The organism is Ensifer sp. Root127, from assembly GCF_001425225.1.
GTDB lineage: Bacteria > Pseudomonadota > Alphaproteobacteria > Rhizobiales > Rhizobiaceae > Ensifer > Ensifer canadensis.
In genome coordinates, this window is the sequence record NZ_LMDX01000009.1 from 40311 (window position 1) to 65349 (window position 25039).

23 protein-coding genes and 3 pseudogenes are annotated in these 25039 nt (G+C 58.1%); 9 read left to right on the plus strand and 17 right to left on the minus strand.

Annotation, left to right across the window (positions count from 1 at the left end; all coding sequences use genetic code 11):
- Nucleotides 1–31: 31 nt before the first annotated feature.
- Nucleotides 32–333, minus strand: a pseudogene (gene repC, locus ASD03_RS12100) (replication initiation protein RepC); the annotation flags it as partial.
- Between the two features lie 111 nt (nucleotides 334–444).
- Between repC and ASD03_RS37625 the strand changes: the two are divergent.
- A pseudogene (locus ASD03_RS37625) lies at nucleotides 445–696 on the plus strand (type II toxin-antitoxin system VapB family antitoxin); the annotation flags it as partial.
- Complete coding sequence (locus ASD03_RS12105) at nucleotides 674–1165, plus strand: type II toxin-antitoxin system VapC family toxin (RefSeq protein ID WP_057213807.1); 492 nt, start codon at nucleotides 674–676, stop codon at nucleotides 1163–1165. The pseudogene ASD03_RS37625 and the gene ASD03_RS12105, both read left to right, overlap by 23 nt.
- A gap of 589 nt (nucleotides 1166–1754) precedes the next feature.
- On the opposite strand, the gene repB is transcribed toward ASD03_RS12105, so the two are convergent.
- On the minus strand, nucleotides 1755–2723 hold the full coding sequence (repB, locus tag ASD03_RS12110) for a plasmid partitioning protein RepB (protein WP_057213810.1): 969 nt from the start codon (nucleotides 2721–2723) through the stop codon (nucleotides 1755–1757).
- A 52-nt stretch (nucleotides 2724–2775) separates the two neighbouring features.
- Entirely contained in the window at nucleotides 2776–3999 is a 1224-nt protein-coding gene (gene repA / locus ASD03_RS12115) for a plasmid partitioning protein RepA (RefSeq protein ID WP_057213813.1), read from the minus strand.
- 739 nt (nucleotides 4000–4738) lie between these two features.
- Between repA and ASD03_RS12120 the strand changes: the two genes are divergently transcribed.
- Nucleotides 4739–5398: a hypothetical protein gene (locus tag ASD03_RS12120; RefSeq protein ID WP_057213816.1), complete on the plus strand. Its 660-nt coding sequence runs from the start codon at nucleotides 4739–4741 to the stop codon at nucleotides 5396–5398.
- A 533-nt stretch (nucleotides 5399–5931) separates the two neighbouring features.
- Nucleotides 5932–6345: a DUF2721 domain-containing protein gene (locus ASD03_RS12125; protein ID WP_280137619.1), complete on the plus strand. Its 414-nt coding sequence runs from the start codon at nucleotides 5932–5934 to the stop codon at nucleotides 6343–6345.
- A gap of 490 nt (nucleotides 6346–6835) precedes the next feature.
- Here ASD03_RS12125 and ASD03_RS12130 read toward each other — a convergent pair whose 3' ends face one another.
- The 4 genes from ASD03_RS12130 to ASD03_RS12145 all read right to left on the minus strand — a co-directional run bounded on the left by ASD03_RS12130 (nucleotide 6836) and on the right by ASD03_RS12145 (nucleotide 10493).
- On the minus strand, nucleotides 6836–7318 hold the full coding sequence (locus ASD03_RS12130) for a hypothetical protein (protein WP_057213821.1): 483 nt from the start codon (nucleotides 7316–7318) through the stop codon (nucleotides 6836–6838).
- A gap of 106 nt (nucleotides 7319–7424) precedes the next feature.
- Nucleotides 7425–8234, minus strand: a complete 810-nt coding sequence (locus ASD03_RS12135; RefSeq protein WP_057213824.1) for a hypothetical protein — start codon at nucleotides 8232–8234, stop codon at nucleotides 7425–7427.
- Nucleotides 8235–8784: 550 nt separating this feature from the next.
- Nucleotides 8785–9093 (minus strand): DUF736 domain-containing protein, encoded by a 309-nt coding sequence (locus ASD03_RS12140; protein ID WP_057213826.1) that lies wholly within the window; start codon nucleotides 9091–9093, stop codon nucleotides 8785–8787.
- Nucleotides 9094–9596: 503 nt separating this feature from the next.
- On the minus strand, nucleotides 9597–10493 hold the full coding sequence (locus ASD03_RS12145) for a DMT family transporter (protein WP_225968640.1): 897 nt from the start codon (nucleotides 10491–10493) through the stop codon (nucleotides 9597–9599).
- 158 nt (nucleotides 10494–10651) lie between these two features.
- Between ASD03_RS12145 and ASD03_RS12150 the strand changes: the two genes are divergently transcribed.
- A complete protein-coding gene (locus ASD03_RS12150; RefSeq protein WP_057213829.1) occupies nucleotides 10652–11125 on the plus strand; it encodes an Lrp/AsnC ligand binding domain-containing protein in 474 nt (157 codons plus the stop codon).
- Between the two features lie 274 nt (nucleotides 11126–11399).
- Here the strand turns inward: ASD03_RS12150 and ASD03_RS12155 are convergent, their stop codons facing one another.
- Nucleotides 11400–12281, minus strand: coding sequence for a zincin-like metallopeptidase domain-containing protein (locus tag ASD03_RS12155; RefSeq protein WP_057213831.1), 882 nt, complete (start codon nucleotides 12279–12281; stop codon nucleotides 11400–11402).
- Nucleotides 12282–12964: 683 nt separating this feature from the next.
- Complete coding sequence (locus tag ASD03_RS12160; RefSeq protein ID WP_057207677.1) at nucleotides 12965–13948, minus strand: L,D-transpeptidase; 984 nt, start codon at nucleotides 13946–13948, stop codon at nucleotides 12965–12967.
- Nucleotides 13949–14251: 303 nt separating this feature from the next.
- On the opposite strand from ASD03_RS12160, the gene ASD03_RS12165 reads away from it, so the two are divergent.
- Nucleotides 14252–14524 (plus strand): DUF2188 domain-containing protein, encoded by a 273-nt coding sequence (locus ASD03_RS12165; protein WP_057207678.1) that lies wholly within the window; start codon nucleotides 14252–14254, stop codon nucleotides 14522–14524.
- A 130-nt stretch (nucleotides 14525–14654) separates the two neighbouring features.
- On the opposite strand, the gene ASD03_RS12170 is transcribed toward ASD03_RS12165, so the two are convergent.
- The 3 genes from ASD03_RS12170 to ASD03_RS12180 form a co-directional block, all read right to left on the minus strand.
- Complete coding sequence (locus tag ASD03_RS12170) at nucleotides 14655–15173, minus strand: DUF4334 domain-containing protein (RefSeq protein WP_057207679.1); 519 nt, start codon at nucleotides 15171–15173, stop codon at nucleotides 14655–14657.
- 403 nt (nucleotides 15174–15576) lie between these two features.
- The gene (locus ASD03_RS12175) at nucleotides 15577–16542 is read right to left on the minus strand and encodes a magnesium and cobalt transport protein CorA (RefSeq protein ID WP_057207680.1); all 966 of its coding nucleotides are present in this window, start codon (nucleotides 16540–16542) and stop codon (nucleotides 15577–15579) included.
- 352 nt (nucleotides 16543–16894) lie between these two features.
- Nucleotides 16895–17209, minus strand: a complete 315-nt coding sequence (locus ASD03_RS12180; protein WP_057207681.1) for a hypothetical protein — start codon at nucleotides 17207–17209, stop codon at nucleotides 16895–16897.
- A 203-nt stretch (nucleotides 17210–17412) separates the two neighbouring features.
- Between ASD03_RS12180 and ASD03_RS12185 the strand changes: the two are divergent.
- A pseudogene (locus ASD03_RS12185) lies at nucleotides 17413–18192 on the plus strand (protocatechuate 3,4-dioxygenase).
- A 59-nt stretch (nucleotides 18193–18251) separates the two neighbouring features.
- Here the strand turns inward: ASD03_RS12185 and ASD03_RS12190 are convergent.
- Both ASD03_RS12190 and ASD03_RS38875 read right to left on the minus strand, forming a co-directional pair.
- Nucleotides 18252–18641, minus strand: coding sequence for a hypothetical protein (locus tag ASD03_RS12190; RefSeq protein ID WP_057207682.1), 390 nt, complete (start codon nucleotides 18639–18641; stop codon nucleotides 18252–18254).
- Nucleotides 18642–18747: 106 nt separating this feature from the next.
- Nucleotides 18748–19029 carry a hypothetical protein gene (locus ASD03_RS38875; RefSeq protein WP_156407948.1) on the minus strand — a complete coding sequence of 94 codons (282 nt, stop codon included), beginning with the start codon at nucleotides 19027–19029 and terminating at the stop codon, nucleotides 18748–18750.
- Nucleotides 19030–19528: 499 nt separating this feature from the next.
- On the opposite strand from ASD03_RS38875, the gene ASD03_RS12200 reads away from it, so the two are divergent.
- On the plus strand, nucleotides 19529–21190 hold the full coding sequence (locus ASD03_RS12200) for a transposase (protein ID WP_057213836.1): 1662 nt from the start codon (nucleotides 19529–19531) through the stop codon (nucleotides 21188–21190).
- 2 nt (nucleotides 21191–21192) lie between these two features.
- Here the strand turns inward: ASD03_RS12200 and ASD03_RS12205 are convergent, their stop codons facing one another.
- Together ASD03_RS12205 and ASD03_RS12210 are read right to left on the minus strand one after the other, a co-directional pair.
- On the minus strand, nucleotides 21193–21513 hold the full coding sequence (locus ASD03_RS12205; RefSeq protein WP_057207685.1) for a hypothetical protein: 321 nt from the start codon (nucleotides 21511–21513) through the stop codon (nucleotides 21193–21195).
- 1269 nt (nucleotides 21514–22782) lie between these two features.
- Nucleotides 22783–22965: a DUF3606 domain-containing protein gene (locus tag ASD03_RS12210; protein WP_057207686.1), complete on the minus strand. Its 183-nt coding sequence runs from the start codon at nucleotides 22963–22965 to the stop codon at nucleotides 22783–22785.
- 903 nt (nucleotides 22966–23868) lie between these two features.
- Here ASD03_RS12210 and ASD03_RS12215 point away from each other — a divergent pair.
- On the plus strand, nucleotides 23869–24075 hold the full coding sequence (locus ASD03_RS12215) for a cold-shock protein (RefSeq protein WP_057207687.1): 207 nt from the start codon (nucleotides 23869–23871) through the stop codon (nucleotides 24073–24075).
- 212 nt (nucleotides 24076–24287) lie between these two features.
- On the opposite strand, the gene ASD03_RS12220 is transcribed toward ASD03_RS12215, so the two are convergent.
- Nucleotides 24288–24725: a hypothetical protein gene (locus ASD03_RS12220; protein ID WP_057213839.1), complete on the minus strand. Its 438-nt coding sequence runs from the start codon at nucleotides 24723–24725 to the stop codon at nucleotides 24288–24290.
- Nucleotides 24726–25039 lie beyond the last annotated feature (314 nt).

A 25039-nucleotide genomic window follows, 5' to 3' on the forward strand; every position in this document is an offset into this window, starting at 1 on the left:
TTCAGGTTGCTGCCCTCCAAAGAGCCGTTCGCTAGGCGCTTCGAGCAATCACCGGGTTCGCCCGCAATAGAGCCATCAGCACCGGTCCGAGCGAAAACCCCCTCGCCGCGCCTTGTCCGTCAGATTGCGAAGATACCCGCCGGCCGAGTTGATGTGCCCTGCCCTCTCGAGAATGCAGGCCATCGTCGCGGCCGCATTTTCCGGGGCCATGGCGTCGCAAGCATCCTGGTTGGCGCTCGGACTGACACCGAGCATTGATCGGACGACCACCGCGGCCGTCATCAGTTCCCGCCAACTCGAAATCGCGCCTTCCGGCCCATACATCGCGATCTTCTGAGAGCGCGACTTCAGCGGTTTCTTCGCAATCCATCAGCCCGGATACTTCTCTTGCATCAACACTGCGGTCAGGTAGAATACAGAAAATCAGGAACCAAGGAACCTTCGATGGCGCTCAGTATTAAAGATCTGGAGACCGAACGGCTTGCCAAGGCCCTGGCCGAGAAGACCGGAGAAACTATCACCATGGCCACGCGCCGCGCCCTGGAAGAGCGGCTGCGGCGCCTCGCAAATGCCGGAAATCGCGAAGTGCTTCTCGAGGARCTGGCGGCGAGCCGTAAACGCTGGGCGAAGCTCCCGGTGCTGGATAAGCGCTCTGCCGATGAGATTTTGGGGTATGACGAAAACGGCCTTCCCAACTGCAATTGTTGCGATCGCGTTCAACGAACCGGACGCAGAAACCTACGAGCAAAAAGTAGTCGACGCTCCGCGGCGTTTCATTTCAGCTGCGACAATTCTTGAACTGTCCATCGTGATCGAGGCTCGCCTCGGCGAGGCGGGCGCTGCCGAGCTCGATCTATGGCYCTACAAAGCGGGTGTCGAAGTCGTCGCTGTCGACGCGGAACAGATTGCTATTGCAAGACGTGCCTGGCGCAACTTTGGCAAGGGCCGGCACCCGGCGAGCCTGAATTTTGGGGACTGTTTTTCCTATGCGCTGGCCAAGTCGCGCAACGAGCCATTGCTCTTCAATGGTAACTTTGGCAAGGGCCGGCACCCGGCGAGCCTGAATTTTGGGGACTGTTTTTCCTATGCGCTGGCCAAGTCGCGCAACGAGCCATTGCTCTTCAATGGCGACGATTTCTCGCGCACAGACATAGAAGCAGCCTGACAATCAATGACCGGCGCAGGCTGCACTTGCCGTATCGAATGATAGGCGAATGTCGCGCGATGGAAACTCGCGCGCGATAACGGTAGGGACCGACTGTTCATCAGGTCTTGCGAAAGATGGATCCGAAATCGGCATCAAATGCCCCGTTCGCCAAAGCCCTGCCCGCGGTGCTACCTCCAACAACCGCCTGTCTCAATAGACGCAACATCGCTCAAAAGCGAGTCTGCCTGATCGATCTGCGCGATTCAGGCGGTGCTGCTGAGCGCGTTTGCGTCCGGGCCGCAGACGCTACCGCCGGCCTGGTGTAGTCCGCACGGCGTTAATTCATTGATTCTTCATCGGATTGTCCCGAAATTGCCGGCCGACAACTTCTTGCCTTACGGGCCCACTCGCGAGCGTTTTTCGGTCCAGGCTTTCATGCTGACCAAATCTCCGAATACACCATTGGGTTTGCACACCAATTTTCTGCTTGCTGGCAGACAAACTTTAAGACTCACCCGGCCTTCAGGATCCCTTTTGCAAACGGTCAATCTGTCCAAGCCTCCCAGCAAAGAAAGTGATCGAAACGAAAGCCCGTTGGGGCTCCCATTCAATCCTTCGCGGACAGGAACTCGGCGTAAAGCCGATCCAGATTGTCTGCGAGGTATTTGCCAAACCGCCCGGCATTCTTCGATTTCATCGAAAGCGCGAATGCCTTTCCGGAGTTCGAGTACTGAGCTTGCACAGCCTTATCTTCGGCTTGCCAGTGATCCTTGACCTGGAGCACCGCCTTCCTGACAGGCTTCCTCGAGGTCGCAAGCGCGTTGAAGAGCGCATTGAAACGCTCGTCGCTGGTGAGCGAGCCAAACGAGGGCTGTGCCAGAACTTCGCCGATCTGTCCCGCGTTGTCCGCCTTTCCAGCGAGCAGCGAGAGCTCAAGCCAACGATCGCGTCCGGTCGACGGGGCAGGGCCAATGCTCCTGATGACCTCCGGCGAAATCCGTTCGGTCACGGTCATCATCTTCGAGATCGCCGTCTTGTCGGCGGTAAGGGATGAAGAGATTACCGAGCGATCATGCCCAAGCGCCTCCAGCCGATGGGCAAAGCTCGCCCGCTCGATGAAGGAGAGATTGGCGCGCGCGGAATTCTCCTGCCCCTGCGCAATGACATGCGTGCGATCATCCAGCGCTCGAACAACGGCCTTGACCTTGGCGCCGAGTTCGCGGGCGGCCCGGACACGGCGATGTCCGAACACCACCTGATAGCGACCAGGCGCCGACGGGTGAGGGCGCACAAGGATCGGCGTATCCTGGCCTCGTTCGGCAATCGCGTGCTTGAGAGCTTCGAATTCCTCTCGGTCATCCTCAAGGCGGTCGACCACGAAGGATCCGTCGATCGAATCCGGGTCGAGTTCAACAATCGTTTCGCCTTCAAGGAACTTGTCGGCCTGCCTGGAAAGTTCATCAAGCGAACGAACCATGCTCTTCGATGCACCCCGCATTGGATAGGCAGGCGCGATGTCTGTCTGCGGAGTATCGGCCCCGTCAACCAGACCTGCCAGTAAGTTCTTTCTCGCCATCTCGTTACTCCGTTTGTCTGTACCGCATGAGCGGTCATCCCATAGTCGATCGTCAGCCGGCGACCTTACGTCCCCAGGAGGCGTGGACCAGGTCAGCGATTTCCGAATTGACAGCATTCAAGGCATCCATGGCGCGCTCATAGGTTGAGCGGGTCATCTGGCTCTTGTCGACTTCATAAAGTGTCTGCTTGGTGATGCCGGCATCCGACACCGCCGTTGATTTCAGCATCTGGTTCTTCAGGACGAACTGGTGAAACAGCGTCTGCATGAAGCCAACCATCTGTCCTTGCGGTCCGTCGGTCGGCTCGTACCTGGTGATCAGATAACGATACCATTCCAGATTGACCTCCGCGCCCGCATCGCGGATCGGCTTCAAGATGCCGCCGAGCATCAAGAGAAATTGTCCCATAGACATCACATCGAGCATCTGAGGATGAATCGTAATCAAGACGCTCGTGGCTGCAGTCAATGCCGTGATGGTGAGATAACCCAGCTGGGGAGGGCAGTCGATCACCACGACGTCGTATCGGTCATCCACTTCGGCCAACGCGCGCGAGATACGCGTGAAGAAGGTCTTACCCTCGTTCGAGCTTCTGTTAGACATCGCAAGCGGCGTATCATACTCGAACTCCTGCAGTTCGAGGTTCGCAGGGATGATATCAAGACCGGGGAAATTCGTCGGTAAGATCACCTCAGAAATCGGCCGGCGCTCTTCATCGTAACGGATCGCGTCGTAAAGCGATGGTGTCTGGTCGAGTTCCGGCTGGAAACCGTGAAGCGACGACAAGGAGGCCTGCGGGTCCAGGTCGACTGCCAGTACCCGGTGTCCGGTCAGAGCCAGGTACTGAGCCAAATGGGCAGCGGTCGTCGTTTTGCCCGAACCGCCCTTGAAGTTGACGACCGCGATGATCTGAAGTTTTTCACCGGCTCGGCGTTTCGGCATGTAATGGCGCGCTTCCGAGCGACCATGCTGGTCGAGATATCGGCGCAACTCCACCATCTGTTCGGCGCTGTAGGAACGCCTTCCCGACGTCGATGTCTGGGGGAGGGGACCCTTACCTTCAAGGTGCAGCTTCTTCAGGGTGCTCTGCGACACGCCCAGAAACTGTGCGACTTCATTCAGCGAAAACTGACGCAGCAGCTTTTTGGCGTTCGGGGGAAACTGCTGCATGCTGAGGAGATGGAGCTTCTTCGAGATCAGATCGCCCTGCTCCAGGATGAGGTCCTCGAACTGCGTTGGCTGAGCACGGGCTGCGGGAGGTGAATTAGCGTTCATTGCATGGGAGCTCTCGAATAACGGTTTTTCAGCCGGAAGGACTGCCTAAGCGTTATTATGGGTGAAATCGCCCTGCTGGCAAGGAATTTAGGATTAACAAAAGGTTAAGGTTGTTTCTGAGGCTTTGGAGCGAGCCAGCGGTGTGCCATCGCCGAGCCCAGGCCGGTCGATGTTCAGATAATGGCGGTCCTCTGAGCCCCGCGCCCATCGGACTCGGTCTGAAGACTTGCTTCCGCCGTCGCGCACCTCAGTTCATGCGGCATGATGTGGGTAGCGCGAGCGGCGGCTTTAGAAAGGTAATGGAAGAATTTGGCCCAGCTCCGAGAGAGGCACGAGATAATGATCCTTTTCGAAGCGGACGGAAAGGATCCCTTAAGGGCAATTGACTGGCGCGTTGGCAATACGAAAATGCCACCAATTGCGTGTGGAGATCGCCCGCGGGGCGAGATGAAACGGGAGTGAGCGCTTGTTGATGTCTGCGTGGCGGGCCTTGAGCAAACGGACCTTGTCCGGTTCAAAAAGGGGGCAGACTCATGAGCGGCAACCTCAAGGGCGATCTGTAGCTGGCAACTTCATTGATCGCCTCAGCGACACGAAGGGCGATCGGATTGAACGGACACCCGACAGGGCCAGGCGATGAGGTAGGGCATCACAGGCGAATAGCGTAACATGAGATACACCTGTGGCAGGTGCAGCAGGAAGGCGTTGGCAACTTCAAGTTCTCAATCGGGACCACGCGATGAGCAATGTCATCCAACAAGGTCGTGACGAACGCCGCTGGCCCCCGGTTCTGGCAATCATTGCGGTCTTCGCTTTTTTGGAGGTTCTACCGCATCACGTCTCCGCGCTGCCTCGATGGGTGTCATACGGGGTCCTGTTAGCAACTATTGCTCCAATGATCATGGTGACGGTGTCGACCGAGAAGGCTGTCTGGCTGCGGATCGAGCACGTTGCGATCATGCTCCTTTCCAGTCTCTACGCTGCCAATACGGCGGCGGAACTTGGCGATATGATAGGGATCATCACGATACACCCGCCCGAGACGCGAGCGGTGTCGTTGTTGAGTTCATCGTTTTCTATCTGGATCACCAACGTTCTGGCGTTCTCGCTTCTCTATTGGCAGGTCGATTCTGGTGGTCCCTCTCGCATCGCGCGTGGGATATCAAGGAGACCTGACTGGCTCTTTCCCCAGTCATCGGCTCCCGAATTCGCATCAGCCAATTGGCGGCCGCTCTATGTCGACTATCTTTTTCTGGCGTTTAATACCGCTACGGCTTTCAGTCCTACCGACGTGCTGCCGCTCACGCCGCGCGCGAAGCTCCTGATGATGCTCGAAAGCGCCATCGCGCTTCTGACACTCGTGCTCGTGGCCGCACGTGCAGTCAATGTCATCCCGTAGTGTCTTAACCGCGATTGCGGGCTTACGGCCGCTCCAAGCTGATGGGCCCCTCGGCCCACGTTGCGCCATGCGTTATGACGGGCCGGGCGACCTTGGAAGCTGAGCGTATGAAGCACAACGCCAGTTATGTTGTGCCCCGAGCCATCAGCCGCCGAGGCGTCAAGTCCGATGAGCACGCCTTCTGTCCTCCCATGAAACCCGCCTCCAGCGGAAGGGATCGTCTGGCAAGTCCAAATAGAAGCGGGCGCCGGCCGACCAGTCCTGCGAGGGTCCGAACTGAACGTGATACAATTCGCCATGGACATATCCGCCGGTGTTAGGGCTGAACCAATGATTTATCCAAGCAAAATGCATCGGGGTTCCACGCCGTGGTTAAGACGGGGCAGAACTGAGTAGCGATTTTGGCGGGTCGATTCGTTGTTCGTCCGGTGCACGTGTTCAATTTATCAATCTGGGATTGGTCCGGTAGAATTTAGATACATGGGGACGGGGGGAGAAACATGGTCTCTGTTGACGCTAACCAGCTTGCGAACATGATTAGTCATGCGGTCGCGCCGGCTTTCATGCTCAACGCGGTCGCTGCGATGGTGGCGATTCTGGCCAATCGGATTTCCGGCGTAACGGAGCGGATCAGAACGCTTCGGGAGCTCGACGAAAGCGATGCCCGAGCGTGGTTGAAGAAGGAAATGGCCGAACTGCGGCGGCGAGAACGTGTGCTCAACAATGCGCTTCACTTGGCCGTGTTGGCAGGAATCGGCGTCACGTTTCTGCTGATCTTCGGATTCGTCATCGCCTTTGTTGGGTACCGCCACGAACCAGGAGCCGCCGTTTTGTTCATGGCGGCTCTCGGCTTTCTGGCGGCGTCGCTCTTTCGCCTCCTGCAGGACATCAGGCTCTCCCAGCTTGAGCACGACGACGGCAATACGCCGAAATCGCCAATGCGCTGACGTCAATCTTCAGAAGTGGACACCCCGATGATTGATGTCGTCCGCGTAGTCGACGCCCACGTCGCTTTATCCGGCCACTGCCGAGAAAGTGTCGTTTGAATTTAGCCGAGTCCGGGGCCGCCATCCCCGTCGAAGTCGGGGCCGCCGCCCACCGCGTCCACCCACGTGGCACTGTCCTCCCGCTCGACATCGACCGGACTCTTACGCCACCGAACTCATCAAGCCGGCCATCCTGATCTTCGAGCAGAGCGAAACCCCAGAAGTGCGTCACTCCGACGCTGTAGGCCAAGATGCAGCGGGGCGTGTGCGGATCAGCTCTCAGTTCGATGTAGAACACGTCGCCGGCGATATTTTAGCGATCATACCGTGCCTCAGCCGTCGCATGACGGCGAGACGTCGAGGTTGTCCGAAATGTCGCCGAAATCACCGTCAAAACTGACCAACGAAAAGTCATCTTACCTATATTGGTGCGTCCCAAGCCTTGCCGATTTCATCCTTCGGAGTCTTTCGATTCCTTCTTGGCCTGCCCTCTGTCGAGCTTGCCGAACTCGGTCATGATGCTAACCAGAACGCTGCCCGTCCATCCGAATGTAAACAAGCCCGACACCGCCATGATCGGCCCGATCAAACGCCAACTATCAGGTAGTTTTACCGTGCCTTCACCAAGCGTCGTGTAGCTCTCCAGGACGAAGTAGTAGCTGTCCCGCATTGAAGGGATTATCCCCATCATCGATATCGGCGCTGCCCACACGAGAGTCTCAGCGAAATGAAGGATTGCCAGCGATCCGATCGCGACCGCAAGCAAGAGATTGATACGCCAATGCGGCGTGGTGTTGTTCACGAGAACCCAGGACCTGCTGAAACGCCGATTGATCGTGCGAATGCCAACGCCGTGTACCAACATGATCAAAATGACCATGACGGTCCCAAGCGCTATTTCAAGAATTGGGTTGGGAGCAGATAATTTGTCCATGGTTATCCAAGGGCAAGGCGCCCGATCCGAATTAGCGAGCGGGCGAGGTTCAAGTGTCGCCAAAAGCCAGAGTTTCGACGGCACAGTAGTGAGCGTTGCAAAGTTGCTACTTTGGGAACAAGAACGTAACGATTGCACGAACTCCCCAGCCGTCAGGCCCGTTTTCCGGTGATTCCGCCCAGTAACGCGCGCCCACGCCAAAGCTCACGGGCTGTTCGTCGAACTTTACCACCTTGGAGACCTGAAAGTTAATTGGAACCGACCAGTCATTGGTTTCCCAGTCATAGGTACTCTCCGTGTTCAAGGAGAAGGTCCAGGCTTCCGGCGTGGTGTAAGAGATGAACGGTTGCAGGAAGGTCGAGCTGACATCCGTTCGGTCGCTCTGTCCGGCAAACGACCAAACATGGTTTGCCAATATCCCAAAAGTCCAGGGCCCGTCTTGCTTGAGAGCCACTCCGGTCGGCCCCGCGCCCCACTTTCCGCTTCCAAGCAACTCGTCGGTTGCTGTGGGAATCAGAAACACCGGGCCAACACCCCAGATGATTCCATCGGTTGGCTTGACTGGCGACAGGAAGAAGCTCTGCAGCGTATCACCGAGGCCGAACTGGCTCCCCGACGGTCCGGCAATGTCGTCTTGCCAGGTCACAGGCAGGATCGTACGGGAAATCAGGTTCCAGTCTGCATTGAGCGAAATTGGAATTACTGGCTGGATGTTCACCACGGTATGATCGCCGTCGTTCGGTCCGTAGCCCTGATCGTAGTTGAATTGGAATGGAACGCTGATCAGCGACGCAATTGGGTTTGAGAGCTTCTTCGCTAGCTCCTCGCTGCTGGACTGGGCATGCGCCGATGCGGTGATGGACGTGAGAAGGACGGCGTAACTCAAGAGTTTCAGCGAACCTGATGCCACAGTCATGCTCCTACCTGCGTGTAGTTTCAAACAACCGATGGAGCCATGCAGGAACCCCCCAGATCGCATGCTGCAGCCGACGATGATTGAGTCTTGTTTTCGTCGCAAGTGCAGGGCAACCACACACGGCAAAAAAGGTGGGCGGTGACAACCGTTCCACAAATGCAAATACTGGCAATTCCACAAGCACCGGGTGGTGCAAATTCCTGCTGTCGCAGCCGCACCTCGTAATTCGCCCGCGGCTTGCGTCGGTCGGAGTTTTATAAGGCAGGTCATGGCATCGATAGCGTTCGTGAGGCTGCGACCGATGAACGACGCGATCCGAGGTGAGGCAGGCGACCGACGCGCTCGCCGCCGATCGCCCAGTGTTGCGGTCCTCCGCCGCGGGCGCTCGAAGAACGGAAAAGGGGGATGGGGGCCTTTTTAAACGCGGAAATCTGTTCTGGGCAGACGATCCAGAGTCTACGGCGATATTGCCGTGCTGCTTCAGCAATGCTGCAGATGCCGTATTCGACGAGGTAGGCCCCGCCGATGTAGCGGGGCCATGATCTAAGTCTCAGTCCCGGTTCAACCGCGACCAGATGAGCTTGAGGTCAACTTCGCCTTCGACCTCTGCAAGTGTGGCGTAGATCGGGGCTGAGAAGCTCGGGTCGTCGAGCTTCACCGAAAGATAGTCGCGGCCCTGATCGGAGGTCTTCTGCCAGGCCGCGCCCAGTTCGACGTTACCGGCGTAGATGCGGAAATGCGGCCCCTTGTCGGAGGGGTTCTCGACCCTGGCAATGCGAGCCTTGACGTTGAGTGCGAGGGTGCGGATTGAGCCGTTGAAGCCGTTTTCGGTGGAGGTGAAGGTACCAATGGTTGCCATTGTCGTGTTCCTTCTCGCTGTGTCGGGCCGCACCATTGCGGCCTCGATGGCTGTCGCAAGGACCGGGGACGATTGGTCCGCACCCATAGGGCCGCAATGGAATGGAGGGCGGCAAGTCGCAGTTTTGTTAGTGCGCGAGGAATGGCGGCGCAGCTGACAGGGGTAAGAAAACTGCGACTTGCCGTTGCGGAAGGACGATCGAGGCGCAGCCGATCTTCGGTCAGACACGCCTCATCGAGCCCGCCGAGGGAGCGCTGTCACCAGTGGGTGAGAGGGACATGGCAATCGCACCTCTGACGAATGGAGCCTCCCGATCGGTGTCGTAGGTTCAATCCATTTCCGCAGGCCGCGATGTTCCGCGAGTACGGTATCTAACACCTGATGGGACGGTTGCATCCAACAGGCCTAACGAAAACGTTCAGTCGCGACTGGTCGCCTGGAGGGAGGTGATGTCAGGCAAAGTCGATTATCGATGGCCCACGCCAGTGAACTTGCCGCGAAGTTCAGGATTTTTGTAGCATTGGGAACACCATTCCAAATGTAATGGCAGCGATAGCAACGAACTGGGGAAGGGTCAGCATTTCCTCGAGCACTGCCATCCCGACCACACACGTCGTCACTGGAATGCACGGCATGAACAGCGAGGCCTCTCGCGGGCCAAGTTGATGAACCGTATAAGTATAGAGCACGATCGCAACCGCACCGGCAAGGAAGCCCTGGATCACGAATTGCGTCGCAATCTCGGCTATGGAGGCAGCTGCGAAACCACTCGGCGCCACGATGTACAACAGGGGCAGCGGCAAGCAGGAGAAGAGAACAGCGGCGATCGCCGCCGTTCTCGCGTCAACGGACCAGAACCTCACCAGCACCGCATAGAGCGCGAACATGATCCCCGATCCCGCAAAGAGCAGATCGCCGCGCAGGGTGTCGCCTGTCTTTAGGGCTGCGGGGGAAACGAACAGAAGCAGTCCGCCGATGATCGCGACCATGCCGATGATGCGCGCGCGGGAAACCTTGTCCTTGAACACGAGACGCGAGAGCAGGAACGAGAAGAAGACGATGGAGGCGGGAGACAGGGCTGCGGCATGGGCGGCCGGGGCGTGCGTAAGCCCCTGATTGATGATCAGGGTGTAAGGCAATCCCACGAGCAGTGCCAGCAGACCGGCTTTGCGCCAGCCTAACAGCCTCAGCTTTGCCGTGCCGGTCTTCCATAGCACCGGCAGGAAGACGAAAAGAGCGCCAGCAAACCGTAAGCCGACGATATCGGCGGCGGTCAGATGTTCGCGCAAGCTGAAGCGGGCGGCCACGAATTGCACGGTGGTAATCGCGACGAATGCTGCCCCTGCTATAACAGCCATCCGCTTGCTGCCGTCACTGTCTGCGAGGATCGAAATACGCACTCTTGCCTCCGTAAGGGCAGGGGACCCGGCCTGGCCATTGGCAGGCGACCGAATGTACCGGGAAACAACGGTCACATCGTATTGCTCAAGCGTGCGTGTCTGAATATACTTATTTCGTGATTTAGAAGTGAATATGGCTCAACTTTGGATAAAGCTGCGTGAAACAAGAAGCTGCCGAACTCGACGCAATCGACCGCAACCTGCTGAGGCTGCTGCAGGAAGACGGTCGTCGTACTACGCTCGAATTGGCGAACCGGGTCGGCTTGTCGCCGACCGGGGCGAGCCAGCGCCTCAAACGTCTGTTCCGGGAGGGTTATGTAAAAGCCGTCAGGGCGATCCTTGATCCGCAGAAGGTTGGCCGGGGAACAGTGGTGTTCATTCAGGTCCGCCTCGATCACACCGCTCCGCACATTTTCGAGCGGTTCGCCGAGGCAATCTCAAATGCATCGGAAGTTCTGGAATGCCACATGGTCATCGGCGGCTTCGACTATCTCGTCAAAGCGAGAATTGCCGACATGACGATGTTTCAGGACTTTCTGGAGCGGGTGATATTGCCTTTACCCGGTGTAAGGGAGACCCATACCTACGCATCCGTTGCAGATGTAAAGCCTGATGCCCTGTTGCCGATTTGAGGCTTTAACGCAGGACTTCCAACTAGAAACCGGCCAGCATCGAGCAGGGCAAATCGCGCGAGTGCCGATGAACTGCGATCCCAACCCTTCCAATCGGTGCGCTTGTCTGAGCGGCGGTTTATGGACCTCGACACAAGACCGGCAAACTGCACCAAAATGTCCAACCGTTCTTGGCGGGGCCCCACGCAGCGAAAATTAGCGAAGGAGGCGGCCTCTGCTGTAGCGACCTTTGCGCGTCTAAAGACGCGCTGGTAGCTCGCTCCTTCGCTTCCTTTCAGTCTGGGAGAGCCAGCAGGTAATCGCTGGCCTCGGACGCTTTGCTGGCGGCGGTGATGAACGCCTTGCGGTCGCCCTTCAGGATCTTGATCCAGCTGGCAAGATACTTGGCATGATCGGCGCGAGGCTCGGCCGAAACGCCCAGGCGGGCGCAGAGGAACGCTGCGCCCAGTTCGGCAACCAGCTCTTCGGCGGCATAGGCATCATCGCCAAAGCGCTTGCCAAACTCGCGCTTGAGCCGTGGTCCGCTCCAGTGGGTCAGCTCGTGAAGAATGACGCCGTAAAATGCCTCGGCGGCGCTGCTGGTGGACGTGCCGGTGAACAGGTGTTGCGGCGGCAGCACGATTTCGTCGGTGCTGGGCCGGTAGAAGGCGTTTGCGCCTTCGTGGCGGATTTTCGCGCCACTCGCAGTGATGAGGGCATCGGCCGTTTCGATCGGGGACACCTGATTGTGCTCGGGCGCGCGAGCCTTCTCGGGTTGGTAGCCATCGAGCTGAGCGACGTTGAACACCCAGCTGAGGCGGGCACAGGGAATGCGGCGGCCATTCTCGTCTTCGGCGTCGATGTCGCCGACTTCGTCGCCCTGGCGCTCGAGCATTTTGAACCAGATGACCGGGGTGCCTTTTTCGCCCTTGCGGACGCTTGCGCCGTTTTCGGACCACTGCTTGAAGGTCGCCCATTGATTTTCCGCGTAGCCGGCCTCGTTTGCGGCGACCCACAGCATGACGACGTTGGTGCCGCGGTATTCGTGACCTGACACGGCGTTGACCGGCATGGTCAGCGACGGGCCGACCCAGGGACGCTCGCAGGGTCCGCAGGTTTCGAGGGCTTGGAGAATGGTATCGGTGATGATCTGATAGGTGTCGCGCTTGGTGTGCATGGTGTGGCTCCTTTCTGGACCGCCTGAGCGGCGGGAGCTTCCAGCAGCGCAAGGCCATAAGCGGCGCATGCACCCGCAGGGCCGAAACGGACGTGAAGGAGGGCTTGCCCTTGCTTGCACCGCGGCCTGTAGCAGCCTGCTCCCCTACGCCGCGCCGGTCCCTGGAAGAGCCGATTGCCATGCCTCGCGCGATCGCCGGATTATTGCCGGGCTCCGTCGCCTCGTCTGCGGGCTTGCGGATCGCGTGAGGATAACCGGAAGAGGCAAAGCCGGTCGGGTCAGGCCCACGAATGCGCATTGAGGCGACAGTTGCTGCGGATTTCCGCAGGCCCCGCGCGAAATGGCGACCTGGTGGTGGTCGGGCGCATTGTCAGAGCGAAACCCCATGATTGGTTGCGACGCGGCGGGGGAGGGGGCGCGCAAGTGCCGGTAGAGGATGAAGCCGCTGCGGCCGCCGGAGAGTGTTTATGCTCAGGATGGCGACGAGAAAGGCTGCCCGCGGGCGTCCCCGGGCTAATCGCGTGAATAACGGTGGCGTGGGATCAGAACAGCGTGAGCTAGCTCCGCTTGATCGCCTATTGAGATCTGCACACGACAGTTGATACCGGATCAAGAGCCGGTTGCTTTCCGTTCAACGGGGAGGTGCGCAGGCCAATCCATGCGGTCGCATTCGATGTCGGAAGTTACTCCACAAATTCGACAGAGACGCCTGGTTCGACCATCGCGGCCAATTCCTCTACATCCCAGTTTGCAAGGCGCACGCAACCATGCGAACCGACCTTATCGATAAGGGCAGGCTCCGGTGTCCCGTGGATGCCGTATGTCGGCTTCGAAAGATCGATCCATACGGTGCCAACTGGCCCATTTGGCCCACTGGGTATTGTCAGAATTTTTCTGTTGTCGCCCTGCTTGAAGTTGATCTTGGGGTTGTAGACATAGGTAGGCATTCGCGCCACGCCCTTGACTTTGTGCTTACCCGACGGTGCAGGTGTCTCGGAACTGCCGATGGTTGCTGGATAGACTGCCAATAGGGTGCCGTCTTCGCCATAGGCATAGAGATGTGCCGTCCGTCTGTTGGCCTCGATCCGTTTGACCTTCCCGGCCTTGGGCGGGCCTGGCATCGTTACCGATATCGTTTCTCCGGCGGCAAAGGACGCTTGCGGGTTGAGCGTCGTGATCAAGTCGATGTCCATATGAAAGCGCTCGGACAACTTCTCCGCCACGCTCGTATAACCGAGGTGATCCATCCGGGCTTTTTCACCATAGTCCGCCGGGATCGATTGAACCAGGCCGGTCGTATCTGCCGCGGTGATCTTGTAGCTCTGAACGACCGGGGCATTGTTGTTGAGACGAGTGATAACTTCCGGATCGAGCTTGCCATCGGAGGGTAGCCCATTCATCGCCTCGAAGCCTGCGATCGCTTTGCTGACATTCTCGCCGAAATACCCGTCGATCACGCCTGGGGAGGCGCCGGCACGGTCCAAAAGCACCTGAAGTTGCACAATGGCAGGATCCGGATTGTCCGGACGCGTCGATGACGTTTCGGCTGTTGGAATAGAATAGAGCGACGCCGTATTGATTGTCTCTGGCAAAAGTTCGAAACTCATGGCGGGGCCGCAGATCAGTGTTGATATCGTAAGTGCTGTAACAAATTCGTTTCTGTTCATGGCCTTCCAACGAGCGTCCACATGTATTGTTCCAAATCGACGCCCCGGCCGGGAAGATAACGATCGGAAGTCTTGGACATGCGAGTGATCTGCAGATTGGTGATGGGTGTGCCGGTGATGCCGTGGAAGGCTCTGGATGCGGTACAAACATGATCTCGGCACCCTATATGGGATCTGACATGCCCGGTTGGGGACGCTCATTGCGGCTGTTGAAACACCGCGCATACGTTTAGGCGGGAGCCATGGGGTTGCAGAAAAACAGCCTAGCGTCGTCAAACCGGAATTCTTGCATCGGAGGTGTATATGACGAAAGCGAGATACGAGGTTGTCCCCCATGACGGTGGTTGGGCGTACAAGTCGGGCGATGTCTTCTCGGAAACTTTCCCCTCTCATGACGATGCTCTTGAAGCCGCGCGCATAGCCGCTCAAGAACACCAAAGCGCGGGGAAAGACGCGGAAATCGAGTATCAAGACCGAACCGGGCATTGGCACCAGGAACACGCTGACGGCGAAGATCGGCCCGACACCGAAGTCGTCGATGACGGCAACCATCCAACGGGGCACGAAACCTCATAGCTGGTGGAACCAGCGGCATAAATATTTAGCGCGCCCATCGAAGCTATGCGGATAGCCGGCTAAGAACTTGAGTACACTGGACATCTGCTTCATAGAGGTGTGTTCCCAACGCACTATGCCGGCGGCAGCGCTATTCCTGACGCGTCAGGATGAAGAAATAGGGCCGAGGGTCACGGTGGGCCGACATCATTCCAAACAACTGATCGTCGCCCATCCGTCGAAATCGGTCGGTGATTGGCTGCCGGTCATAGACCATGGCTGCTGAACGTATTCCTTCGAAGTCCTGCATCTCGAGGGTAGCGGTTGGCCCACACGCCCGCAGGGGGCGTTGCAGGAATCGAAAACAATGACGAGCCAAGCGGGTGCGCCCGATTGACCCCAGGCGCAATGTCAATCCCAGCGGGATATAGGCCGGATCGAGCGCGACCAGTCGATTGGGACCGAACTGAAACAAAAGTGCATCGGCGCGAAGGTTCGGATGAAAGCGCTTGCCAAACCAGCCGAGGTTTTCAAGAACCCCATCCAAGGGATGGCCTGTTGGCAATCCAGAGCCGCGCCACAGGCCAGCGAGTTCGCGCCTATAGGCGGGTGGGAGTTCGCGAAAGCGTTCGAGGGCTTCCACGGTGGTAATCGGCGAGAGATCAATCATAGCATTTTGTTGGCAGAGACATTCTATCACAGGATACACGAGTGCGTGGTTTCATGGTCACAGGTTACCTTCTGTCGGGTGGTAGCCGTGAACCATAAAAGATGACCTCCAAGAAGGGTCGCTCATCTTGCACACGATCCGGAGGGATTAAGTTCTGGATCGTTTTTGCGCGTGCACTACTGAAAGCGCGGCACATCAAAATTGTTCCCGTCCCTAACCGGCGCGCGTGGTTCTCTGCCTTAACGGCCGGCGCGTGCTTTCGATGATACCAGCGCGCCGAAGGATAACCAACAGGCGCCAAAGGCGTACCTCCATGGTCCAGGCGTCGATCCTCTGCTCCCTCAACGACTACGCTCCCCCCACCAGGGCCTCTCCCACGCAGGCTGACGCAGCGCTCGTTGTGCTAAAGCCACCCAGCCTTGCGGAAGCGCAAGAAGAGCACCACACAGAGAAAGACGATCGCCCCGAGAACCACGTAGTAGCCATAGAGCGTGTCGAGTTCGGGCATGTGTTTGAAGTTCATGCCGTAAATGCCCGCAATAGCGGTAGGCACCGCAAGGATCGCAGCCCATGCAGCCAGCTGTCGCGTGATCGTTCCTTGTCTCTGTTGTTCGAGCAGGTTACTGGCTTCAAACACAGATGTGATGACCTCGCGCAAACCCGCAACCATGCCTTCGACGCGTCTGATATGATCCAGCACGTCGCGGAAATATGGTCTGGCGTTATCGTCGACGCACGGAAGTTCCAGATGAACCAGTTTGCTGGCGACTTCCGACATGGGACCGAGAATGCGTTGGAACAGGATGACCTGCCGCCGCAGCCGGAAAATTCGCCTGATTTCATCCCGCTCTAGAAAGGCTACAAGCATGTGTTTTTCCATGCCGAGAACCTTGTCCTCGATCGTTTGAACGATCGGCAGGTAGCCGTCGACAATGAAATCGATGACCGCATGAAGGACATAGTCGGTCCCTCGCGCCAGCAATTGCGGCGATGCCTCGAGCTGTGCTCTCAACTCTGTGTGACTGCGTGCCGAGCCCTGCCGGACTGTGATGATGTGGTGTCTGCCGACAAAGATCGCCGTCTCACCGTAGACGATCTTGTCCTTCTCCAGATGGGCAGTCTTGGCAATTACGAACAGTTGCTCGCCGTAGACCTCCACCTTGGCGATCTGATTTCCATTGAGCGCATCTTCAACGGCAAGTGGGTGAAGCCCGAATGCCGCGGCAACTGCCGTCATTTCCTCCGGCGTCGGGTCGTGAAGCCCTATCCAGGCGAATTCGCTTTCATCCATTACCCGCGCTTGTCCGGAAAGCTCGAGCGTATCCGCACGCTTTCCGTTGCGATACAAATACGACGCGACGACACTCATCAGTTCGATCCATATTGCGGGGGCTGGAAAAGGGCCCGTTGAGATTGGTGGCTGGGACAGGTAACGGTGCGACAAGAGCGGCGTGCCGGTCGGTTATTGGCAACAAAGCAACGAGATCCGACCTGCTTCCAACGCATCGGCATACCCACCGACTGCAGTAAGAGCAACTGCCTTCGTGCACAACCGACCGCGGTCGGCACGGCCAACTATCCGCCGTCCGCACCGAATCGGCTGACTACACGGCCAAACGCTGCTCACCCATAGCGACATGGTGAGCCTCCGTTGCAGTAGAGTCTGTAGCCGGCAAAAGACAAGTTTCTGTGCTTTCGCCGACTGGATATGCGCTCGACCTTCAGTGAAGTCCGTCAGAGCACACCAGCGGGCCGAGCCCTGCCATCATCACCAGGCGCGCGTCGAGCGAGGCATGAAGCGCGCGATACATGTCCTCGATCGCCTCGAAATCCTTGATCGCCTCGAGATCCGCGTTGCCGTCTTCCATTTCGTCGCCGACGGTTTGCGCCTTGACGCAAAGTTCCCCAACCCGTGACCACAGGTGAAGCGCTTCTGCCTTGGCAAGCTGCTCGCGTGACAGGGCCTGCAGTACAACTCTCTCGACCGCCATGGCGATCTCTGCCTGCTCAAGGATTACGGCGCGCCAATCGGGCATTCAGACATCCTGTTCGGTTCCGACGTCATAGCTCGCCATGCTGATCTTAAGGGGCGCCCTCACACAATTAACTTTGACATACTGGTGACAAGTACTGGCGCGAAACGCGTCGTGTGACGAAAACGTAATTTTGCTCACTGTCGCTGTTGTTCTATTGGTGTGCAGGGGGCGTCTTTGTTGCGAACTTTGGGAACGGCCAGGCGATGAGAAGACGTACCATCATTCTTGGAGCAGGAGCCCTTCTGGCAGGAGCAAACGTTGCTCTGCTGGCCGGCAGGAGCGGCGGCGGCGATGCGGTGTCGCGTGACAGCATCGACTGGACCGCCTCGGGGCTGCGAGCCGGCGGGACGGCTGGAGTACCCGCTGACTTGCCCGATCCGGTGTTTCGCGAACAGCCCCAATGCGTCACCACCCTCGCGCAGACCCTCGGTCCCTGCCATACCAATGACGTTCCCATCCGACGCGACGTGACGGAAGGCGTCAACGGACTGCCCACCCGCATCAGCTAGCGCCTTTTGCGGTCCGAGGATTGCAACCCGATAAAAGGTGCAGACGTCGAGATTTGGCATGCCGATACGCGCGGCGTTTATTCCGGGCGCGCGGCAGGGATGTGCAACGCGGACGATCAAGACGCCAGCAGCCTCGCGTTTTTGCGGGGCAGGCAGATCAGCGACGCCGAGGGCCGTGTGAATTTTCTCAGCATTTATCCTGGCTGGTACAGTGGCCGTACCGTCCATGTCCATCTGCGTATCGTGATTGAGGGCATGGAGTTGCTGGTCACGCAACTCCTGTTCGACGAACCGCTCAGCGATATCGTCTATCAAGGCCACCCCGATTATGCAGCGCGCCCGCAGCGCGATACGATGAACGGCAGCGACAGCGTTTTTTCTGCGGCGGAGGCGTCGGAATTCATCTTCGACGTCGAACGGCTCGAAATCGGCATTCTGCAAGCAAGCTACACTATCGGTGTCGCAGGCGCATAGATTCGCTTTGCGGGCCGGGCCAATCGCCGCGAACCCCGAAGGTCTGTGTTTCCCTCAGGTCAGGCGAGCCGGCCGACATCCTTCAAGATTGCGTAGAGTTCGGCCGCCGCTTCATTTTCGTCACCTGCATCGAGCCAGATCGGACCGATGGCAAGCTCAATGTCTTCCGCATACCTTTCGCCCATGATCAAGCTGACGGTATGGAGGCCTGCAGCCTCGGATATCGTAGGATTGACGGCGATATGAAAGAAGCCGTTTTGGGTATCTCCCGGCATTTCATAGACACGGGCCAGGAAGCCTTGAAAATCCGCCACGTCGTTGCGTTGCTCAAGCGCCGTGAGCAACGAAGGATGCAGAATCTCGACAGCGATTGATTGTGGCTCCAGCCAACGAGTACCAAGTTCACCAGCGGCCTCGACCTCACCTTGGACCCCGGATTCACTGAACATACGGTTTCTCCTCTCGACGAAGGTTATGGCAGAGTACGAACGCATCAGCGCGCATGGGAGCGCTTGCAGACCGACAACACGCCGTGCGCGCCGCTCAGGCATCGCGTCAACTGGCGTGCTGTCGATCTCCCATCGATGTGGCTATGCCGAATTGCTGCGCTTCCAGTTTATCGGCATGAGCTGCCAGATCGGCGCTCAAGGCTCTCGCTTGCGCCGCTGTCAGGCCGAACTGAAGCGCGCTGACGTGGTGCGATGCCGGTTCGTCCGAGAACTCAATCCGCAAGCCGATATCGGCATTTTCGCCTAGCAGTGCTGCACTTTTCCAAGCCAGGACTGCAGATATCCTGACACATCCATCGCCATCTCTGTTCCAACCGTCCCAAGCCATAGAAGCCCCCACGTTGTGATTGCGTAATTAAAGCAAACCAAAGACAAGTTGTCGATATAAGCACATATCGGTCTCGTAAGCGAACGATCGGCCCACTTGCAAATCGGGCCGGGCCGCCAGTGGCGCCACCCGAAGGGGGCGGATTGGACCGATTCGAGCCGAGAGCTGGAACCCTGACGGTCTACAGGTTCTGAGATAAAAATTCCCACGTAGCAACCGTCTCAGCACCGGACCAATAGCAGCCGTGGACGGCGCACATCCTTTCTATGGGTTCGAGGCGCCGCGCGCTACGCGAACCAAGCATCCTTCACATCAGGTGGTGGGGAGCTGGCGCGGCTATTACGACAAATGGTGGTGATTGCCGGCGGAGATGGTGGAGTCGGGAGTCAAGCCTCGCTCGGCTTGCACCTCAAGCGTTTGTCCAACGGACTTGGCCTCTCGCCCAATTGTGCCTGACGGCAGTGGGCGTCATGGCGGCCGCCGCTTGGTTCCTCCAGTCATGAAGAAGCGGCTGCCCTCGGTCGAGCATGTTGAGACGCTGTCCCTGGTGGCGATGCGCCGTCTCGTCGGTGGCCTTGTCGAGGAACTGCACGCGCTCAAGACAGAGGTCGCAACACTGCGATCCGAGAACGCAGCCTTGCGGGAAGACAATGCCCAACTTCGGCTCGACAATTCACGTCTTAAGGCTGAGAACCAACAGCTGCGCGACGAGATTGCGCGCTTGAAGAAACTGCCGCCGCGTCCGCCGTTTCGACCGTCCGGCATGGAGAAGGCGACAGAACCCGGTAACGGTGATCGTGCGGCTGGTAAATCGCCACGCGGCCCCAAGCGTGACCGGAACCGGATCACCCGCACCGTGACACTGAGGGCCGATGCGCCTGAAGGTTCTCGGTTCAAAGGCTACAAGAGCTTCTTCGTGCGCGATCTGGTGCTGGCGGCAGAACTTGTGAACTACCGCCGCGAGCGCTGGCTGACGCCTGAAGGCGTCGTCGCGCCGTTGCCGGAAGGGGTCTCCAGCGGCTTTGGCCGGAACCTGCGCCGCGCCTGTCTGGCGCTGCATGCCCAGGGGCAGGTCACGACGCCGCGCCTGACCGCGATCCTCAACAGCATCGGCGTCGAGATCTCCAAGCGGCGGGTTGTCCGGCTGCTCACCACCAACCTCGATCCGTTCGTCGAGGAAGACAGTGCGGTTCTTCATGCCGGGCTGGTGTCGGCGCCGTTCATCACGGTCGACGATACCGGTGCATGGCACAATCGGCGCAATGCCTCCACCACCCAGATTGGCGGCGAGCGTTTTTCCACCTTTCGCACCAGCTTCTCCAAATCGCGGCTTAATTTCCTGTCCGTCCTGCGGTCGGGCCATCAGGATTATGTTCTCAATGACGAGGCGATGAACTGGTTGAAGGCGCAGGGCGTCGAGCACGCGATCATGGCCAGGCTCAAGACCAATCCCCCTGCAGTATTCACCGATCAGGTTGCGTTCCTCGAGCATTTGGCCAGCAAGGGCATCGATATCCTCGACCGACAGCTTCTGCGTCCTGTCGCGGAGGCGGCGATCTGGGGCGCCATCCGCCATCACGGCCTGCTCGGCAGCACGGTGATCGTTTCGGACGATGCGGGTCAGTTCCGTGTCGCCAACCACGCCTTGTGCTGGATTCATGCGGAACGCCTGCTGCAGAAACTGATGCCGGCGACAGCGAAACAAGAACGGCTGGTCACGACGATCCGTGACCTCGTCTGGCGCTTTTACAAGGCGCTGAAGGTCTGGAATCAACAACCTTCCCCGCAGTTGATCACCGGGTTTCGGCGCAGGTTCGACAAAATATTCGCGCGACGTACCGGCTATACCGAGCTCGACAAGTTGCTCTTGCGTCTCCACCGACGAAAGGCTGAACTGCTCAAAGTTCTCGAGCACCCATATATTCCACTGCACACCAACGCGTCGGAGAACGATATTCGTTCCTTCGTCACCAGGCGCAAGATCTCCGGCGGCACCATAAGTGCCGACGGTCGCATTGCCCGCGACGTCATGCTCGGACTGATGAAGACCTGCCAAAAGCTCGGCATCTCCTTCTATCATTTCCTGGGGGATCGCCTCGGGTTGGGAAGCGCTGGACGGCCAATTCCACCTTTGTCGCAACTCGTCATGATGGCGAATTAAAGTCAGGCCTTTCTCGAAAACGGCACCAGCTTGCCGCTCTGCTCCTCGTCAGGCCGCTTTTCCTTTCGCAGCAACTGCGGTGAGACATTCCATTGGCGGGCGTTGTCGCCGTGCACCGTCACCGTTTTGCGGTTGCGACGGATGACGATTCCGGCCTGCGTCTGGCCGTTATTGTCTTCGAACACCACGCGCTCGCCGATCGCCAGTTCAAGCAAGGCATGCGTCGTCTTCTGCTGATGCAGAAAGTGGAGCCGATCGACAACCGCGTCGTGCAATTCGATCAGCTCTGCTTCATTCAATGCGTCAAGGTCGATCCCGTGCATCCTGGGCCTCCATCCAGAGCGATCGTCACTCCGAAATTCGACCAATGCAACGCGGATCAACAGCTACCCACAACATCATCAACCAACTGAGTTTCGGCGCCGCCACCCTTTCTGCCCCACGTACCCGTTCTTGTCGCATCCCTAGTCGAAATCTGTGATTGTTAACTAATTGAATATGCTGCAGAGTTCTGGCAATCAGAAGCCAATCGGTCATTCCCTTCCGTCACTCTTGGCGTTGCAAGCGTTGCGCTCGGTCGGATAGGATCGACTGCTGGGGGTGATTTATCATGCCATTCGCGCCGCTTGGGCGCGCCAGTATAGGTATTCTAGCCTCCGTCAACTGTATGTCAAAGGCATTACCGTGTGAGTCAACTTGATATGATACCAACTTCAACACTGAATCCGGGTAATGTAGAATCGTAATGTCGCAAGTTTTGGCCGGCGTCCTGAGCGTTACCCGACGACCGAGGTTGAACCGGCGATCGCCCGATGCACGATCGACGAGAAGAATATCGCTCGAAGCAGGATCGGCAATTGGTGCCGAACTGGGCCGCTTCGCGAGCATGGTCCGCAATTACAAAATCTGGAAGCTGAAAGATTTGGTAGACGACGCCCGTACACAGCCCCCTTCAACGGCAATCGACGGGGTCCCAGCCATGGCAATCATTCCAACTTGCTGCGTGTGTCGGCGCTCAGGTTGCCATGCGAAGTAGCCCGGCCTGTACGGCCTTATCCAATCCAGTTAGCCTGGCAAGAAATTCCCATCGCGTACCGCAAGTGCGTTGCGATGCCGGCATGCGCATCACGCCGATCGTATAGAATGGCACGTCTTCACGAAAGCGACGATTGGAAGACCGAAGCCAACAATACGCATTCAGTACAGTCGACCCGGGAGGCGATATCCCCGCCAATGCTCCAATTGGCAACGCTTAATGAATCGATCGCTCGGTAGAGTCGCGCTCATCCCATCTTGTCCCGAACAGCAGGCTCGCATTGAAATATGTCCCATCGCGGGCACTTTTTATGCCGGCCGCATACCAGCCTTACCGCGATAGGGCTTCAAACTCCGGTGGCTCGCCCGGGTCCCATGGCGCCAACCGATGTAGCGCGGCAACACGCTATGACCTCAGAAGGCAACGACAAATACCGCTCCAGATGCAGAAGCTAACGCGATCCACCGCGGTGCCCATGGGCACATTGTCACTCACTGGGTGGACGCGAGTAATTGCTCCCACCCTGCGTCAACAGCAGCGACGAACATATGCCCAACTATCCCCGCAGCCGATTGGCGGCTCTATCAGCAGCGTCGCGATCGCCACCATGCTGCTTGATGATACGCCGGGCGTCACTCTCCTTGATCCCGTGCTTTTTTGCGAAATAGCCGACTTCATATTTCTGGCTACCTGCCGCGAGTCGGCGAGGGCTGGTTGTCTTCGTCTTGTCATCTTGCATCTAGGATCTCCTTCCTAACGATCAACGCAGACGAGAATCCCAGGTTCCATATCTTCAAAATTGCCCACACGGGGTGATAGCCACTGGCCCGCCGTAACGGACACTTGGTGAAACGGAAGGCGCCATGTTGTCTGCAGACAACGTCGCCACCTTGCCAACACCTGCAGTCTAGAAGAGGGCGCATCTAGGGAGAGATCACCCGTTTTGAGCTCCGACCAGGCCGGCACAACGAAAAATAAGCCAGAACGCGTTTCCCGGCTTCCGGCAGTCTTGAGCCCGGTTGTTGTCAGCAGACAACAACGGGAGCGGGCCGTCGACCCAACGCAGCCAGCGCGACGCGACGATGCAGTCCAATCCAATCTCAAATGTCGTTGGCACTGAAGCAAGGCAGCACGACGCGCACAAACACTTCGCCTTGGCATTCGTCCACCGGGAAACTGCATGCGTTGCCGAAACAGCGCCGCGGTTTGACGCCGCTGCCTACTTAGGGATGCGCCTACGCGGCGGGCGGCGGCTATGACGAGCGGGGCTCGTGCATCGTCCCATGTTGTCTGCAGACAACAACGCATGTACCGGGCCAGGTCAAATCCTCTGAATACCACCTCTGCGTGCTGTCTTGCTGCACATTCAACCGACATCGTTGTCTGCAGACAACAAATCAAACCTCACCGGGCTCGCTTAAGTCAGCTGACTGCCGCCCCGAGGCCGTGCCGGCCTCTGATGCTTCCACAGAGGTCGCGAAATTTACAGACGAAGATGCGCGCGGCGGTAAGGGTACGAAGGAATCTGTCAGAGCACTTAATTTCAAGCACCCTCTTCCCTTCTCCGCCCGATCCATTAGTTTTGATGGCGCAACAAACGCCGTGCGAACCCCTGGTTCCAAGGCTCACGAAGGGGAATGTTATGGCGACTGGTACCGTGAAGTGGTTTAATTCGACGAAGGGCTATGGCTTCATCCAGCCCGACGATGGCGGCACGGACGTCTTCGTCCATGCGTCTGCCGTCGAGCGGGCAGGCATGCGTGGTCTGAACGACGGCCAAAAGATCAGCTACGATCTCGTCGAGGACCGCAAATCAGGCAAGACATCGGCTGACAACCTGCGGGCCTGACACGGCTCCCGTAACTTTACCATTGGCCGGCTGCGCCGGCCAATGGTAGGCGACGTAATGAACTCCAGATCTGCCTACGACATCAAGGCACAAGTTCGTTGTCAGCAACGCAAATCAACCGCATTTTCGTTACAGAACCATGTCACCCTTGAGGCAACTCAGCGGCGTCCATTGCGCCCACATAGATTGGCAAAAATCGGGTTCAAGGGCACCTAGGCGACAAAGAATGCAGCCACCGCCGACCAGAAGCTTTGCGGACGCTCCGAGAGTAAGCTTCGGACCTGGCGAGCCGCTGCAGCCGCACTCACCGTCCTGCCGAAGTGGCAGTAGCAGACGATGTCATGCAGTTCCTCGTCACTGATCTCAAAGAACCGTTTCGCCTCGCCGTAGGTGTCGTTGTCCAAGCCGGCCGCATGCAGCACTGGATCGCGGAAGGCAACCGTTATCGGCGAGTAGTCGCTACGCAGTGCATTTCGTTCGTCGCTAAACTGGAACTCGGTCTCATGAAGCGTGTCGAGGTGCCTGTGCCGAACTTGCTCTAGCAACTCGGCCCAACGTTCCAGTCGCTGTCGGCGTGTCATCCCGCGCGCGCCGAAAATTGGCTCTATCTGCGCGATGGTCTGCAACTGCTCCAAGGTGTGATGCTTCATTGTCGCCTCCAATCAAACGACGTTGCGAGAGCCAGCCCAGCACCAGCCTGTTCCTAGTCGTTGGCGCTGTCCAATCACGATGCTGGTGACAGGCAATATCGTAGCTGGAATGGAGCTTTGGTGCGTAAATTCGCTCGTTTTTGAACTCGTCTTTCAAAACAACGATTGAGGCATCATGATCTGGGCGAAACGACGAAACGTGCGGGATCATGGCGCAATTGGAGGTTTGGAGATGGTGAACCGCCTTTGGGCTTGGTCGGACACGGTCCGCACTCCCGACGAAACACCCGGCGAATTGCTCGCGAACTGCCACA